Source organism: Priestia sp. JV24 (genome assembly GCF_025910025.1).
GTDB lineage: Bacteria > Bacillota > Bacilli > Bacillales > Bacillaceae_H > Priestia > Priestia megaterium.
On sequence record NZ_JAPCIN010000022.1, the window covers coordinates 167,078 to 181,073 of the forward strand.

The window sequence follows — 13,996 nt, forward strand, 5'->3', positions numbered from 1 at the left end:
AACTTTTCTATGGTACCATTAAAATGATTTTTATAGAAATGAAAGTGTACTTTCTTCACTTAATCGACATACCTTTTGATGGTGAACAAAAAAAAGCCTCTGCTTTAGACAGAGGCTTTTTACATTTTCTTCTTACGTGCTCGTACGTGTCAGCCAAGGAAGAATAAGGTTTTGAAAGGTTTTGTTGTATACAATAATTCGATTCAGATAATAAGGATCGTTATCTTTTGTAATAAGGTGGGGGGCTAGGATAGCTGCTTGGTGAAAACCAGCATCTTTTACAATCTTAGCTACGTCATCATTTGTATTGCCGTATGGATATGCAAAGTAAACCGGGTCTATTCCTAAATGGTTCTTAATCGTTTCTTTGCTTTTTCGTAAATCTTCAGCAAACGCGCTGTATTTAGCAGCCGTCAGAAATAAAGGCTTGTCTTCTTCTAAACGGTGCATATCATATGTATGCGAACCGATTGTCGCAAGGCCGCTGTCTTTCATTTCTTTTAGCTGACTCCACGAAGCCATGTTTAAATTTTGAAAATCCGTTGCCCCCACTTGTCCTGCGATTACATATAGCGTAAACGGAATGTTTTCCTTTTTTAAAATAGGAAACGCGTTTTGATAAACAGTACGGTCGATATCATCGAATGAAATCCATACGCAGCGTTTTGGAAACGTGCCTTTTTGCTGATACGCTTCAATATCTTTTGGTGTAACAAACGTAGTGTCAAGTTCCTTCAGCTTTTTTAACTGATGTTCAAAATCATTGCTATAGACGCTGTACTCTGTCAGTTCGTCAGACTTTGTAACTGAGCTGACAACTCGATTAAACCAATTATGCTTGCGCACGCGATGATAATTTAAACCTAAGCATCCGTTCGTCTCAAGCGCTGGCTCCACGGTCGTTGTTGCTTTCGCCTTGTCTTCCCAGTTCACTACTTTAAAGAAAATAAAGCCAACTACCGCTGCCGCAATCAAAAGAAAGAATACATATTTCTTCATGCGTGCTTCCTCTCTTCAGTATGTTTTAACGGATTAACATCAAACTCGATGTACTGTGCACGCTGAAGCTCTTGAATTTGATCCTTAGATAAAAGCTCAAGACGCTCTAAATCTTTAATACTCGTATACGCCGGCTCTTTTCGTCGGTTTAAGCTTCCAAATCTCTTTTTGTTGTAGGATCTCCATAAAAACAGAGCCAGGAAAAAGAAGCAAAAAATAGCAAGTCCAATTACTAAAAACGTTCGAATTTCGCCGTTCGTCGTTTTGAACGCAATTTTTAATACCCCGCTGTAACGGTCATTTACGCCGATAACAGCTGAAAGAAAAAACCAAAGAACAATGGCACAATAGAGCCAAAAAACAGATGAAACAATGATGCTTACCACTAATCGAGCAAGAGGCTGTTTGGCTTGAATCATGATTTGCTCTTCGTTAAGCCGCGGTCTGGACTGCTCCATGTAGCATAGCCTCCTTTCACTCTAGATCTGATAGCACGAGGAAATGCGCCCACTACCACAATCGTATTCACAATCCAATAAAGCGCTGGGTACCATGCAGCCCATACGTAATACCGCTTCACGTTATCGTATTTCGAATCAATTTTCAGCGCAATAAACAGTTGAATTAAGCTCATAAACACAAGGGAAAATGACGTAAACGTAAACCAAAACAGCATGTCTTGGGGGCTGCTCGCCGTAACAAGCAGCATGATAGTCACAAACAGCCATGCGAATGACCAAAGGGTACTGATCCACTGCTCTAGGTATACAATCCAAATTCTGCGCTGCTTCCATTTTAATAACACTTTCCAGTGGCGAAGCATTACCTCTTGTCCGCCTTGAGCCCAGCGTACTCGCTGGTTCCAAATTCCTTTTAAGGTTTCGGGCACAAGCATCCAGCACAATGCCCGCGGTTCATAGCGGATATCCCAAAAGCGCTGCTGCAGCTTCCAGCTCACGGCGATATCTTCCGTAATCATGTCACGATCCCACAGCTCAACGTCTACAAGTGCTTTCTTTCGAAAAGCTACTACTACGCCTGAGACCGTCATTACTTTTCCTAAAATTCGCTGTGTCCGTTTAATAGAACCGATAATAGAAGAATACTCAACTAGCTGAATGCGACTCAGCAGCGTATTGCGGTTTCGAATGCGCGGATTTCCGGTAACGGCTCCCAGCCGTTCCCCTTTATGAAGAAAATGGTGGATTAGATAATATGGAGCGTCTTGATCTAAAATAGCGTCGGAATCTAAGCAGATTAAAAACTCAGCTTTAGATGCGTGCGCACCTAAATGTAACGCGTTGGCTTTTCCTTTATTTTCATAAAGCTGAATCACACGAACTTCAGGGTGATTTCTGCTGATTTCTTTTAAAATATCAGCTGTTCCATCCGTACTGCCATCGTTAATAAGGATGATTTCTTTAGACGGATAATCTAACGCCAAAAGGTGCTTAAGCGTTTCTTCAATCGTCTCTTCCTCGTTATAGCAAGGCACTAAAAAGCTCACTAACGGCCAGGCAATTGTTGAAAAATCAACTTTAGGATCTCGGTCGCGATAGCGTATGTAAATAAGCGTGCCTGCAATCCAAAATAAAGACATAATAAATGGGTACCAGAAAACAAAGCTCGCAAGCTTTTCAAATCCAGGTATTAATACGTGTTGCATATTCATTTTTCTGACTCCTTCACACCAATTAAAATTGCACAGAGTGACAATTTTATCACTAAATTGGTTAAATAGAACATAGTAATTTTAACCATCTAAAAAAATACTTTTAAACTATTTTTATTCCTATATTATACAACTCTTATATGTAAGTAAGAAGCACCAATAAAGGATGGGCAAGTTACCTACTTAAAGACGTGACATATAGTATCTTTGTAGATTAAAAGCGTGATGATTGCAGGTAGTATACGAAAAAAAACTTTTCCCTAAGGAGGAATAACAACTATGAACGAACAAATTCAAAAGCTGCTCAATAACTTAATTCAACTTGAACACGTCTCTTCGACTTTATACCTAGCTATGTCTAACTATATGAATCGATTAAACTATAAAGGAATGGGCAGCTGGCTGCGTCTGCAGTCTGAAGAAGAACGCACTCATATGCTAAAACTCATTGACTACTTAGTTGACCGCGGCGGAACGGTAGAATTAAGCTCTTTGCCTGCTCAGCCAAGTGAGTTTGGGACACCGTTAGAAACGTTTCAAAAAGTATTGGAGCATGAGAAGTTCGTCACGAATTCTTATCGTCAAGCGTTTCAATTTATCAACCAAGCGAATGACCCTCAAACGTTAGTCATCGTGCAGGACTTTTTACGAGAACAAGTCGACGAAGAAGCTCAAGCTCAAACGATTGTAGACCGTTTAAAAATCGCCCAAAATAACCCTGCAGCTATCTTTATACTCGATCAAGAACTAGGACAGCGAAAAGCTGCACCAGCGGGTGGAGCAGCTGCGCAAGGTTAAAAGCGCAGAAGAGCGTAGAACAATGTGCAGAACCAATAACACGACGCCCCTTTCCTTGTTTCGAGTTGGTATTCATCACGGCTATTATGGATATCCGCCCAATGTGTATGACGCCATTCAAAGGCTTATGAATCAATATATGCATCAGCTTCACTATCATCGGCCTCAATACGTTCACGTCTACTCCGTGCATCCTTCTCTTATTCACTACTACCTTCACTAAGTTAAGGAAAATAGAGAATTTTGCTTCATGAAAAAATTCACCGTTTCTCCACCCTAATTCAGGAATCCCAATCAAAAATTTGGATATTTATGCTAATATAGATTTTGTTACTCATATAAAGAAACAATTAAGGTAAAAATCGAACGGGTCTGAACTGGTTTTTATTATCTCTTGCCTTAGGACCGCTTGCTACCTTCATCTTACTGCTGGTTGAAAAACGATAAAAATTGGTTCAAAGCTCATTGCTTTGAGCTTTTTTCTTTATTTTCCAACTATGACTGCTCTCCAAAACAAGTGAAAAAAGCACCGCTTGAAATTTTTTTCTAGACTTAATATGCATAAATCTATTCATCATTGAGCGTAAATCTGGCTGCATTTTGTTAATAAAAAACCTACTCTTTAGAAAAGGAAGGAAGCTCCTTTTTAAACCTTTGTTTCTGACAATAAAATCAAAAGAAAGAAAAACGCTTTTATTCTATGCTTTTCTAATTAACAGATTAACTGTTTTCTTCAGATAATTACCTTTTACATGGGACAGCTGTGCATCTACTGAATGAGGTCAAACTTCCTGTATTTCTCAATCTGTAGGATGAATAAATACTCATTTGCTTCATTTGACAAAGAAATAAATGCTGTGTAATTTAAGTAACATACCCCATCTAAACTGTTTTTAGAAAGGATTAAGTAGCAAGATGCGTACAAAAAAAGAAGAGTGTATAATTGACGAAATGGGAAGAGTATCCCTTCCTTCTTTGTTTATGCAACTAACAAAACTCGAGACGAACGACAAAGTTTTTTTACGGAGCTGTGATGATTGGATTATTATCGATCATCATGATGGAAATGTCCCGGTTCCTTCTCGTATCTTCATTCGAACAATTGACCACATGAGTAGAATAGTCATTCCAAAATCCCTGCGAGATGACTATGAACTTAAGCCCTTTGATTATGTAGAACTATACGTGGTAGAACAGCAAATTGTGATGAAAAAAAGAGACGAAAAATCGATAGCGCTTTCACAAAAACCTGCGGCGCCTCCCCCTTATTATGCAACATTAACCGGACGGCAGATTCAGCTCACTTCTGAACTTTTAACGTCAGTCGAATTGGATGCCAACATGGAGGTTCAATTTTTTATTAACCAGGAAAATAACGTTGTGATTCAAAAATATGAAATGAGTTTTGGTAAGAAAACGACTTTAACATTTACGGCTCAATCTCGAAAAATTGATGACCGTTTTCGACTTACTATTCCTAAAAAGCTGCGAGATGATTTCTCTATTCACTCAGGTACGATGTTAAAAATAAAGAAGAGTAATAAGCAGCTCATTTTAGAAAAAGTGGAGAATGAAAAAGAGATTAGCAGCGTATTATCTCAGCAAATAGACGCAGCAATTGTTGAAAAATTATCGAAATAAGAACGACGCAAAAAACAAATGGTTCCCTACGACTTCATTGCAAAAGCTAAGAGTTACGCATAGATTCACCCTTTCTATACTCAACTCTTAGCTTTTAGACTTATCTTCCGTAAACGTGTACAAGCCGGTTACTCCACATAATAGCACTACTTCCAAAATAAAAAAGCCATTTCCATATCTATCAAAATATTTGTAAATAATTTCAATATACCTGTATAATGAGGTACTTTGCATAGAGGAGGCTGATTTAGTTGAAGATTTCAACAGGAACTGAATTTTACGATAATGACGAGACGTTTTTGGCCTATACAAAACGCCGGCAGCAAAAAGAAAATGCCAACGATACGATTGAAAAACCGGCCATTTTACAGCTTCTAGGTGATGTTACAGATGCAAACGTTTTAGATTTAGGGTGCGGAAACGCTGGATTTGGCACGGAGCTTCTTGAACAGGGATGTTTCTCTTATACCGGGGTAGACGGCTCGATCAATATGATAAACGCGGCTCAGCAACAGCTTTTAAACTATCCAAATGCAAGAGTGCTCCATGAATCGATGGAGCATTATACTCCACCACGCACCGAATACAATTTGGTTACTGCAAGACTGTCTCTCCACTACATGGAAGACTTAGCTTCCATTTTCACTAAAGTGAATCAAGCACTCAAACCTGAAGGAAGATTTATTTTTTCCGTTGAACACCCAGTCATTACTTCCACTTTGCAGCCTTCTGCTCTGCGCACAAACTGGACCGTGGATAACTACTTCTCAATGGGATTCCGTCAGCAGCACTGGATGGGCGGATACGTTCAAAAGTATCATCGCACGCTTGAAGAGTACTTTTCTTTGATGCAGCAAAGCGGATTCACCGTTACAAATTTAAAAGAAGCATGTCCTCAAAAAGAATATTTCGACAGCGCTGAAACTTACGAGCGGCGAATGCGTATTCCTTTGTTTTTACTGATGAGCGGCGTGAAGAATAGATAAGCGCCTAGATGAAAAGAGCATCAAAGCCTTTGTTAAGGAAACAAAGGCTTTGATGCTCTTTTACACTTACTCTTCACAACAGCAACATACGCTATGTCTCTGTTGTTTGGCGTCACTAAATCCCTCTTTCTTTCAAAAAACTATTTTAGTTAATCGTCTAACTTTTTATCAAAAACAAAAGTAGTCATCGCAACATCTTCTTCAATATTAATGTCTGAAAAAACTCTTACAATTTTTGCATGAACAAGTTTTTCAAACTTATCTCGTATCTCGGAGCAATCATAAATTTTTTTCACTAGCTCTGTACGTGCCTCATGAACCATTCTTTTGCCTTCAGGAGAAGTTATCATAAATTTTTCTACATTCGTAAGATTGCCTTTCATTTCACTAACAGCCCACGCATCTACAAAGCGAGTAGTAATTTCTCTCGGTCCATTTCCAACCTGCTCCTTACGGATTTCGCGCACTAAATTACTAAATTCATGCTCCTTATTTCTACTCATATTCAAATTCTCCTTTCATTATCTTCTAATCTTTTTTTCGTTAACATTAAGTAACTAATCGTTAAAGCAATAATTCCTAGCGATAAAAATAAACTTCCAATTTGATAATTGTTATTTACAATAATAAATCGTATTGTAGCAGTAATTCCAATGTATAAAAGATAACTCAACGGAAAATGGCAGCTTTCCTTAAAGTAAGTCATAATCATCGAAACAAAAGCAAAATATAAAAAGAAAACCAATACTTTTCCAAGGATTTTATGAACATTATTATTTCCTGTTAAGGCATCATTCATAATATAAAAAAGCTCTCTCAATAAAAAATAAACGAGTATAAACCCTAGGACAATAAGCGAGACGTTTAAAATAAATTGATATGTCGTAATTAGATACTGCCTTTTTTTACGTAAAAATAGTTCCAACACCTTTGTATCCCTTCCTTCTATCTAACTTTCTTACATTGATTCTATTCATGTTAGCAAAACGCTCAAAAACTATTAGCCTGTTTTAGAGCTTGCTGCTTTATTAGTTGTCTTCAACATATCCACTCCTCCACAAAAAAACCCATCATAAAGAGATTTGTGCATAGCTGTACAAATTTCTTTATGATGGGTTAACGACTCAGCATTTTTCAATACTTGTTATCCAGCCCTTCATATATCTACATATAGTCAAGTCACCAAAGATAAAAAAACATATATAATGAATTTCTATCAATAAGCTTCTTTACAATTAATTATAGCGCAATACGTCAAAACTTCAAATAAAGATTTACTTAGCGTTTGCACTGATATAGTTTTTAACTATTTCTTCATTTAACATTGATCGGCAGCGGAGCATAAGAAGCTACAAGCTTTTGTTCACGCATTTCTTCCCAGAAGGCTGCCGGAATTACTGTATTTAATGCCGCTTTGTCTTCAGCAATACGCTCTGGACGACTAGCGCCAGGAATAACAGCAGCAACCGCTGGATTAGCCAGTGAGAACTGTACAGCAGCGGCTTTAATGCTGATCTGATGACGATCTGCAATCGCTTTGATTTTTTCTACTTTTGCCATAATGTCTGAAGATGCTTTTTGATATTCAAAGTGTGTACCTCCAGCAAGAACGCCTGAGCTGTACGGTCCGCCGACAACAATGTCCATATTATGCTTTACGGCTTCGGGCATCACTCGCTGCAGCGCACGTTCATGATCTAACAGCGTGTATCGGCCCGCTAGCAATGATACATCCGGCTTTGCTTCTTCTAACTCCAGCATGATTTCAATTGGTTCTACTCGGTTTACTCCAAGTCCCCATCCTTTAATAACTCCTTCTTCACGCAAGCGCGTAAGCACACGAAATGCGCCCGTTCGAGCAGACTCAAATTGTCCTACCCACTCATCTCCATAAAAATCTTGCGCAACATCATGAATATACACAAAGTCCAAGCGATCTGTTTTTAAACGATTTAAGCTTTGCTCGACCGAACGAAGAGTGGCATCTGCGCTGTAGTCATTGATAATTTTATTTTTACGGCCAAATTCGAAAAGTCCGCCTTTTTCTCCCATATCACGTGAAGATGTGTCTTCTAGTTCATCTGAAATGACGCGACCTACTTTCGTACTTAGCACATACTCATCGCGATTTCTTTTTGACAGGGCTTCACCAAGGCGCATCTCAGCTAAGCCAGCTCCGTAAAGAGGAGCTGCATCAAAGTAACGGATGCCGCTTTCCCAAGCTGCATCGACCGTCGCTATAGCCTCTTCTTCTGGAATATTACGATACATATTGCCTAGAGGTGCCGTTCCAAAACCTAGTTTTCCTTGCAGTATCTCTCTCATATTCATAAAACCTCCTGAAATTTTTATAATTCTATTTTAGAAATTGATCAGTATGAAGGTAAACTCAACGACTGATCTATTCATTAAATGTCATATTATCTCCTGACAAAATTTATTATGAAGCATATACACAATAAAAAAAAGTACGCACTTCAAAGTAATATGGGAACTAAAAAGTAACCTACTAAGGAGTAAATGAGCTTTTCAGGCTCTCCTTTTATTTATGTACTTTCTACTTCTTACTCATGCAAACAAACATTTTGCATACAATAAGCAGAAAGCTACTTTATAAATGAGGTGAGATTCTTGAGAGATGAATACTTCAAAAAAATTGAAGATAAGCTCGATAAGCTTGATGAAATGGACGATTCCACAATGAAAGAAGAACAAAAAGATGAATATTTTCAAAGTCTGCTAGATGATATGGATGATTTATTGAAAGACATGCGCCAGCGAGAAAAAGACTCGAATCATCTCGTCAGCGAACATATGAAGACGGTTAATGACATATTTGATAACGCAATCAAAAATTTAAAAAAAGACCGAAGCTAGCGTTATAGCACTTCTACTCCATTTTAATATACTGATTTTTCTGTTTTTTAAATATAAAAATATAGTATTTCACATGTGAAAATGGTATTTTCAGTATACGCAAAAAGTAGGAGTGAAAAAAAGCAATGGAAAACAGTCATTTTAAAGAACAAGTAAAAACGAAGGAAGAGCTTCGCGATATAGTCGGCGCGCCTAACAAATTAGCGCATCAAAAAATAATTTCTTATTTAGATCGACACTGCCGGGAATTTATTAAACATTCCCCTTTTGTTATCATCGCTACAGCTGATTATAAAGGTATTTGCGACAGTTCTCCGCGAGGCGATCACCCTGGTTTTGTACAAGTTGTCGATGAGAAAAGGCTATTGATTCCAGAGAGGCGTGGCAATCAAAAAGTAGATTCATTGGAAAATATTTTATCTAATCCTCAAATAGGGCTGCTTTTTTTGATTCCAGGCATAGAAGAAACACTGCGAATTAACGGCAAAGCTTGCATTGTAAAAGAAAAAGCGCTGCTTGAAACAATAGCGGTTCAAAACGAAACTCCGCTGCTCGCTATGGGCGTCGAAGTACAAGAATGCTTTCTCCACTGCAGCAAAGCATTCAAGCGATCAAAGCTGTGGAATCCAGAATCTTGGGAAAGAGTCGAAACGCTTCCTTCCGCAGCTCAAATAGTCGCAGAACACGCAGGCTTTTCCACTTTAGAAAGTCGTACCAATCCCGAAGAAAGCAAAACTCAGCACCTCTATGAAAAAAAGCCGCTGTAATGCGGCTTTTGTCATTTTACCATCAGAAACAGTATACCTCCGGCAATGATCAGAACTGGTAACAAAGCAAGAAGCACGCCTTTTTTCGAACTTCCTATGTATTCATGATCACCATAGGCGCGGCCTGCTCTAAAATCTACTTTCACCTGAGATTCTTCTTTTTTATGTTCTTTTTTCATCCTCTTTGCCTCCTAGCGGCATTTGAGCGTCAATTTGCTTAATATGATGCTTTAAATGAGCAATATAATCTTTAGTCAACCACTGGAGCGAAACGAACTTTCCATCTTTTAATTCGAATTGATACATATGCTTTTCTGTTGGTATATGCAAAAGAACGGAAGCAATTTGCTTATTTAAGCTGTGCCATAGGGCAACTATTTCTTCCATGGGCATATCTTGATAGTGCTGCAGTTCTACCCATTCATCTTGTTTGTAAGGCGTCAGGACCAAAGGTGTTTTTTCATGCTGCACGTTGACAAACCGCTGCAAATTGTGAAGGGCTGAGTCACATAAGTGCCCCACAATTTCTTTCGGTGACCACTTCTTAGGAGCAAGACGGTTTGACGCCGCTGCTTCAGAGAATACTTCAAGCTTTTTAGGAAGCTTTATCATCCATTCATTTAACTCAACAACCGTCGACTTCATGTTCATTTCCCCTTTAAGCACGTTTTTTAAAAAACCTTCCCCATATAATATTCATCGACTAATTTTCCATCTACAACGAGCGAACATATTTTTTTCCCTTCTATTTTAAAACCCATCTTTTTATACAGCGAAATGGCCGTTTCATTGTGGGTCATAACGGTTAGCTCTACTCGTTTGATGCCGATACGCGCCGCCCAGTTCTCCATTTCTTCAAACAATGAAGTACCAATCCCCTGGTTTCCATAGGAACGCAGTACGCCAACAGCTAAGTATGCGCTGTGTTTTTTTCGATTAACGCTTCCGCCAATCACAGATAAATGTCCGACAAGCTGTCCGTCTTGTTCCGCCACTAAAATGGTCGAGTTCGGCATCTTTAAAAAAGTTGTAATCATTTTTTTCTGCTGTTCGAGCGTAATCGCACGCTCATTTTCCTCGTACAGCATATATGCTGTTTCTCGATCAAGCTCTTTATTTAACGCTAAAAAAGCGGCTGCATCAGAAGCTAAAATTTCTCGAATCACGTTTACCCCTGCTTTCGTGAATAGTAATTAACTAGAAAAAAACGCTAAAAAACGGATGATATCCTTACACACGTGCTGAACGTTTTCCAAGAAACGCCGTGAAGATAAAACATACACTAAAAGCGACCGCTGAAACGAAAAAGCCAAGCATCCACCCTAAAGCTCGCATAAACGTATCTTCATTGGGATACAGGGGCTTAACGCTTACCCACTGGATCACCATAATTAATGCCAATATTAAATAAAAGCTGCTTCCCGTTAAAGCCATTTTAAGACGGTTTTTAAATGATCCTGTCCACGCTGTACTAAAGGCGCTCCACGTGAAAATACTTACAATTGTCGCTAAAAACATAAGAACAAGATGCAAATAAGGGATATTAGTAAAGATAGGAAGGAAGAGTAAACATATCGTAGTCCCAAAATATAAAGCATTAATGCCAAACAAATAGCCTCCGCTTAGCCAATGGTTTTGAAACCACTTTTTCTTGCTAAGACCTTCTATCATTCCGCTGGGCACCCACAGCGTACGCGAAAAAATAATCATCGCCAGCACAAGTACAGTGCCGGCTAAAAAGAATATTAACACCTTTTTATCAGCCTTTCTATTCAAAAGAAATATGGTTAATTATACTATTAATAACAGAATTAAACTATTGTTTTCTTTACTAATAAAGAGGCTTAGACATAACAAAATTACTCCAACCTAAAGACGAACAGATGGGATAAATAAGCTGGACTGCCTGTTACACCGCTGTTGATTTCCGTGCAAGGCTTCGCTTTCCGCGGGCGGCCGGTGAGCCTCCTCGTCGCTTGCGCTCCCGCGGGGTCTCACCTGTTCCGCTTTTCCCGCAGGAGTCTTCGCCTTGTCCTCCAATCACCAGCTAGAAACTACTATATACATGACACCTACGTCCACCATACTAATAAAAAAACCGAACGAAGTTGATTCTGCATTAAGAATCTCGATTCATTATTCAGATCTTCTTTCAACGAAAATACTTTTGTCACAGCTTTTTTTTACGCTTATTTACATTCTTCCTCCGGTAAACGGATTGATTTCCCCTGTTAAATCACGTCCTGCTTTCTTTTCTTCGTCTGCGATGCGCTTGCCAATCGCAATTTTATTCCAAATTAGTGGCACCCAAATACACGCTCCGAACAAAATTATCCAAAAAAGTTCTCCCATTTCTTCCACCCTTTCATTTTCTGCTCTTATTTTGAAGACAATAAGAAACGCGTACACGCTTTTTACTCTTTGTTTGAATCACTCATGCCGTATGAAAAGAAATAAACCAGGATTGATAAAGCCATTCCGTACACGGTCCAAGCCGCTAGTAAAATGGCATACTGATGATTGATAAAAAAGACTCCGCTTGAAATCAGCAGCAGGATAAAACTAATCCATTTTACTTTTTTCATTACTCTATCCCCTTTACTTAACTTTTACAGTAAGTTTCTTATTGTCTACTTGTTATTACGGAAAAACTGTATAAAAGTTCCATATTTTAAAAATAAACGGAAAATAATTTGATAAAACGTTCAACTATCGATTATCATATACCTTAAAGTAAGCTTTAGGATTCATAAGTGGGAGTGAACAATCTTGTCTTATAGCATGAAAGAAATGAATGAAAAAACCGGGCTTTCCGCACCGACTTTACGCTACTATGAAAAAGAAGGGATCCTTCCTTTTGTAGAGCGTGATGAAAATGGAAAACGCCTCTATAATGATACGAATATTGAATGGATCCGTTTTATCTTAGCTCTGCGCTCAACGGGCATGCCTCTTGCAGAAATCAAGCGCTATGTAGAGCTCTATAAACAAGGCGAAAGCACAATTAAAGAACGAAAAAACATGATGCTTCAGCACAAAGAAGCGGTCGAAGAAGAAATGGCCAAAACTTTTAAATACCTTGAACAAATCAACTATAAGCTTGCTTTGTACGACTCACTAGAAGCAGAATTAACGCAAAAGGAAATTAAAATTTAAACACAAAAGTCCGCAGGTGCACCTGCGGACTTTTTATTAATACAGTGAATTCACGGTATTCAACAACTCTTCTGACCATGTCCAATCGCTGATTTCAACCGCATCTGTTACGTGATGCAATTTACTAGCTCCGATAATGCTTGATGTTACAGCGGGCTGATTCAATACCCATGAAAGAGCAAACTGAGACAAGCTTACTTCATTTTTTTCTGCTAACTTGCGATACTGCTCCACCAGCTGAAAGTTTTGGTCTGTAAAGTAGTTTCGCAGCAGCTTTTCACCATGCGCAGCGCGACTTTCTGGCGGCACGTCATTTGGTGTTTTATATTTGCCTGAAAGCATGCCTCGTGCTAACGGACTGTATACCATGACGCCTACACCTTCAGATTGACTAAACGGCAGCAGCTCTTGTTCAATTTCACGAGAGAGAAGATTATACTGAGGCTGAACGGAAATGAATTTTTCAAGATTCATTTTGTCACTAATATGATGAGACTTTGCGATTTGCCAAGCGGCATAATTGGAGCAGCCAATATAACGAACTTTGCCTTGACGAACTAAATCATCTAGCGCGCGAAGCGTTTCTTCCATAGGTGTATTCGGATCAAAAAGATGGACTTGATAAAGATCAATGTAGTCTGTCTGCAGTCGTCGCAGCTGATTATCCACTTCTCTCATAATATGTGTGCGTGAAAGGCCTTTATCATTTTGGCCTTTTCCTACGGCAATGCCGACTTTTGTTGCAAGCACAACATCATCTCGTTTTCCTTTTAACGCACGTCCAATAATTTCTTCAGATTCCCCTGTGCCATATCTAAATTCTTCGTCTTGCCCTTTTCCATAATAGTTGGCCGTGTCAATGAAGCTAATTCCGTTGTCAATGGCGCTATGTAAAATAGCTGCCGACGCTTTTTCGTCAATCCATCGTCCAAACGCCATAGTACCTAGACATAAATTTGATACTTCCAGACCTGTTGTTCCAAGCTTTCGATATTGCATCGATACCCTCTCCTTTTTATGGCTGTCTCTACTCTCTCTTATCATACACCTTAACGTCCACTTTAAGGCAAGCCTTAAGCGTGCGTGCATATACAAAAAAC

21 protein-coding genes are annotated in these 13,996 nt (G+C 38.9%); 7 read left to right on the forward strand and 14 right to left on the reverse strand.

The features are described 5' to 3' along the window. Nucleotides 1–132: 132 nt before the first annotated feature. Genes OK414_RS20060 through pgaC form a run of 3 tightly spaced genes read right to left on the reverse strand, consistent with a single transcriptional unit; the run spans nucleotide 133 to nucleotide 2,671 of the window. Nucleotides 133–999: a polysaccharide deacetylase family protein gene (locus OK414_RS20060; protein ID WP_263044977.1), complete on the reverse strand. Its 867-nt coding sequence runs from the start codon at nucleotides 997–999 to the stop codon at nucleotides 133–135. Further along, a complete protein-coding gene (gene pgaD, locus OK414_RS20065; protein WP_034649662.1) occupies nucleotides 996–1,457 on the reverse strand; it encodes a poly-beta-1,6-N-acetyl-D-glucosamine biosynthesis protein PgaD in 462 nt (153 codons plus the stop codon). Before pgaD ends, OK414_RS20060 begins: the two co-directional genes overlap by 4 nt. Further along, entirely contained in the window at nucleotides 1,415–2,671 is a 1,257-nt protein-coding gene (gene pgaC / locus OK414_RS20070) for a poly-beta-1,6-N-acetyl-D-glucosamine synthase (RefSeq protein WP_095378602.1), read from the reverse strand. The genes pgaD and pgaC overlap by 43 nt, the downstream gene beginning before the upstream one ends. A gap of 279 nt (nucleotides 2,672–2,950) precedes the next feature. Between pgaC and OK414_RS20075 the strand changes: the two genes are divergently transcribed. The 4 genes from OK414_RS20075 to OK414_RS20090 all read left to right on the forward strand — a co-directional run bounded on the left by OK414_RS20075 (nucleotide 2,951) and on the right by OK414_RS20090 (nucleotide 6,096). After that, entirely contained in the window at nucleotides 2,951–3,469 is a 519-nt protein-coding gene (locus OK414_RS20075; RefSeq protein WP_016765147.1) for a ferritin, read from the forward strand. Nucleotides 3,470–3,491: 22 nt separating this feature from the next. Continuing rightward, the gene (locus tag OK414_RS20080; RefSeq protein WP_128819961.1) at nucleotides 3,492–3,692 is read left to right on the forward strand and encodes a hypothetical protein; all 201 of its coding nucleotides are present in this window, start codon (nucleotides 3,492–3,494) and stop codon (nucleotides 3,690–3,692) included. Between the two features lie 692 nt (nucleotides 3,693–4,384). After that, the gene (locus tag OK414_RS20085; protein ID WP_263044978.1) at nucleotides 4,385–5,110 is read left to right on the forward strand and encodes an AbrB/MazE/SpoVT family DNA-binding domain-containing protein; all 726 of its coding nucleotides are present in this window, start codon (nucleotides 4,385–4,387) and stop codon (nucleotides 5,108–5,110) included. Between the two features lie 251 nt (nucleotides 5,111–5,361). Beyond that, nucleotides 5,362–6,096, forward strand: coding sequence for a class I SAM-dependent DNA methyltransferase (locus OK414_RS20090; protein ID WP_095378608.1), 735 nt, complete (start codon nucleotides 5,362–5,364; stop codon nucleotides 6,094–6,096). 149 nt (nucleotides 6,097–6,245) lie between these two features. Here the strand turns inward: OK414_RS20090 and OK414_RS20095 are convergent, their stop codons facing one another. The 3 genes from OK414_RS20095 to OK414_RS20105 all read right to left on the reverse strand — a co-directional run bounded on the left by OK414_RS20095 (nucleotide 6,246) and on the right by OK414_RS20105 (nucleotide 8,421). Further along, the gene (locus OK414_RS20095; protein ID WP_016765150.1) at nucleotides 6,246–6,599 is read right to left on the reverse strand and encodes a DUF2294 domain-containing protein; all 354 of its coding nucleotides are present in this window, start codon (nucleotides 6,597–6,599) and stop codon (nucleotides 6,246–6,248) included. 2 nt (nucleotides 6,600–6,601) lie between these two features. Further along, nucleotides 6,602–7,024 carry a phosphate-starvation-inducible protein PsiE gene (locus OK414_RS20100; protein ID WP_013084516.1) on the reverse strand — a complete coding sequence of 141 codons (423 nt, stop codon included), beginning with the start codon at nucleotides 7,022–7,024 and terminating at the stop codon, nucleotides 6,602–6,604. Between the two features lie 386 nt (nucleotides 7,025–7,410). Next, entirely contained in the window at nucleotides 7,411–8,421 is a 1,011-nt protein-coding gene (locus OK414_RS20105) for an aldo/keto reductase (RefSeq protein WP_095378612.1), read from the reverse strand. Nucleotides 8,422–8,718: 297 nt separating this feature from the next. Between OK414_RS20105 and OK414_RS20110 the strand changes: the two genes are divergently transcribed. After that, on the forward strand, nucleotides 8,719–8,973 hold the full coding sequence (locus OK414_RS20110) for a hypothetical protein (protein ID WP_230184437.1): 255 nt from the start codon (nucleotides 8,719–8,721) through the stop codon (nucleotides 8,971–8,973). Between the two features lie 125 nt (nucleotides 8,974–9,098). Next, on the forward strand, nucleotides 9,099–9,740 hold the full coding sequence (locus tag OK414_RS20115; protein ID WP_263044979.1) for an MSMEG_1061 family FMN-dependent PPOX-type flavoprotein: 642 nt from the start codon (nucleotides 9,099–9,101) through the stop codon (nucleotides 9,738–9,740). An 11-nt stretch (nucleotides 9,741–9,751) separates the two neighbouring features. Here OK414_RS20115 and OK414_RS20120 read toward each other — a convergent pair whose 3' ends face one another. From OK414_RS20120 to OK414_RS20150, 7 genes are all read right to left on the reverse strand, one after another. Beyond that, nucleotides 9,752–9,919: a hypothetical protein gene (locus OK414_RS20120; protein ID WP_013084520.1), complete on the reverse strand. Its 168-nt coding sequence runs from the start codon at nucleotides 9,917–9,919 to the stop codon at nucleotides 9,752–9,754. Next, the gene (locus OK414_RS20125; RefSeq protein WP_016765154.1) at nucleotides 9,903–10,385 is read right to left on the reverse strand and encodes a DinB family protein; all 483 of its coding nucleotides are present in this window, start codon (nucleotides 10,383–10,385) and stop codon (nucleotides 9,903–9,905) included. Before OK414_RS20125 ends, OK414_RS20120 begins: the two co-directional genes overlap by 17 nt. Before the next feature lie 26 nt (nucleotides 10,386–10,411). Continuing rightward, nucleotides 10,412–10,906, reverse strand: a complete 495-nt coding sequence (locus OK414_RS20130) for a GNAT family N-acetyltransferase (protein WP_013084522.1) — start codon at nucleotides 10,904–10,906, stop codon at nucleotides 10,412–10,414. 64 nt (nucleotides 10,907–10,970) lie between these two features. Further along, a complete protein-coding gene (locus OK414_RS20135) occupies nucleotides 10,971–11,492 on the reverse strand; it encodes a hypothetical protein (RefSeq protein ID WP_171776731.1) in 522 nt (173 codons plus the stop codon). Nucleotides 11,493–11,649: 157 nt separating this feature from the next. After that, a complete protein-coding gene (locus tag OK414_RS20140) occupies nucleotides 11,650–11,784 on the reverse strand; it encodes a hypothetical protein (RefSeq protein WP_016765157.1) in 135 nt (44 codons plus the stop codon). A 149-nt stretch (nucleotides 11,785–11,933) separates the two neighbouring features. After that, nucleotides 11,934–12,092, reverse strand: coding sequence for a hypothetical protein (locus OK414_RS20145; protein WP_162267401.1), 159 nt, complete (start codon nucleotides 12,090–12,092; stop codon nucleotides 11,934–11,936). A 62-nt stretch (nucleotides 12,093–12,154) separates the two neighbouring features. Beyond that, a complete protein-coding gene (locus tag OK414_RS20150; RefSeq protein WP_016765159.1) occupies nucleotides 12,155–12,325 on the reverse strand; it encodes a hypothetical protein in 171 nt (56 codons plus the stop codon). 184 nt (nucleotides 12,326–12,509) lie between these two features. On the opposite strand from OK414_RS20150, the gene OK414_RS20155 reads away from it, so the two are divergent. After that, nucleotides 12,510–12,896: a MerR family transcriptional regulator gene (locus tag OK414_RS20155; RefSeq protein ID WP_034649639.1), complete on the forward strand. Its 387-nt coding sequence runs from the start codon at nucleotides 12,510–12,512 to the stop codon at nucleotides 12,894–12,896. Between the two features lie 36 nt (nucleotides 12,897–12,932). Here OK414_RS20155 and OK414_RS20160 read toward each other — a convergent pair whose 3' ends face one another. Beyond that, the gene (locus OK414_RS20160) at nucleotides 12,933–13,895 is read right to left on the reverse strand and encodes an aldo/keto reductase (RefSeq protein ID WP_016765160.1); all 963 of its coding nucleotides are present in this window, start codon (nucleotides 13,893–13,895) and stop codon (nucleotides 12,933–12,935) included. Nucleotides 13,896–13,996 lie beyond the last annotated feature (101 nt).

Coding starts and splice junctions, on each gene's coding strand:
- OK414_RS20060 (WP_263044977.1), bottom strand. CDS start 999: ATGAAGAAATATGTATTCTTTCTTTTGATTGCGGCAGCGGTAGTTGGC.
- pgaD (WP_034649662.1), bottom strand. CDS start 1,457: ATGGAGCAGTCCAGACCGCGGCTTAACGAAGAGCAAATCATGATTCAA.
- pgaC (WP_095378602.1), bottom strand. CDS start 2,671: ATGAATATGCAACACGTATTAATACCTGGATTTGAAAAGCTTGCGAGC.
- OK414_RS20075 (WP_016765147.1), top strand. CDS start 2,951: ATGAACGAACAAATTCAAAAGCTGCTCAATAACTTAATTCAACTTGAA.
- OK414_RS20080 (WP_128819961.1), top strand. CDS start 3,492: ATGTGCAGAACCAATAACACGACGCCCCTTTCCTTGTTTCGAGTTGGT.
- OK414_RS20085 (WP_263044978.1), top strand. CDS start 4,385: ATGCGTACAAAAAAAGAAGAGTGTATAATTGACGAAATGGGAAGAGTA.
- OK414_RS20095 (WP_016765150.1), bottom strand. CDS start 6,599: ATGAGTAGAAATAAGGAGCATGAATTTAGTAATTTAGTGCGCGAAATC.
- OK414_RS20105 (WP_095378612.1), bottom strand. CDS start 8,421: ATGAGAGAGATACTGCAAGGAAAACTAGGTTTTGGAACGGCACCTCTA.
- OK414_RS20115 (WP_263044979.1), top strand. CDS start 9,099: ATGGAAAACAGTCATTTTAAAGAACAAGTAAAAACGAAGGAAGAGCTT.
- OK414_RS20120 (WP_013084520.1), bottom strand. CDS start 9,919: ATGAAAAAAGAACATAAAAAAGAAGAATCTCAGGTGAAAGTAGATTTT.
- OK414_RS20125 (WP_016765154.1), bottom strand. CDS start 10,385: ATGAAGTCGACGGTTGTTGAGTTAAATGAATGGATGATAAAGCTTCCT.
- OK414_RS20145 (WP_162267401.1), bottom strand. CDS start 12,092: ATGGGAGAACTTTTTTGGATAATTTTGTTCGGAGCGTGTATTTGGGTG.
- OK414_RS20150 (WP_016765159.1), bottom strand. CDS start 12,325: ATGAAAAAAGTAAAATGGATTAGTTTTATCCTGCTGCTGATTTCAAGC.
- OK414_RS20160 (WP_016765160.1), bottom strand. CDS start 13,895: ATGCAATATCGAAAGCTTGGAACAACAGGTCTGGAAGTATCAAATTTA.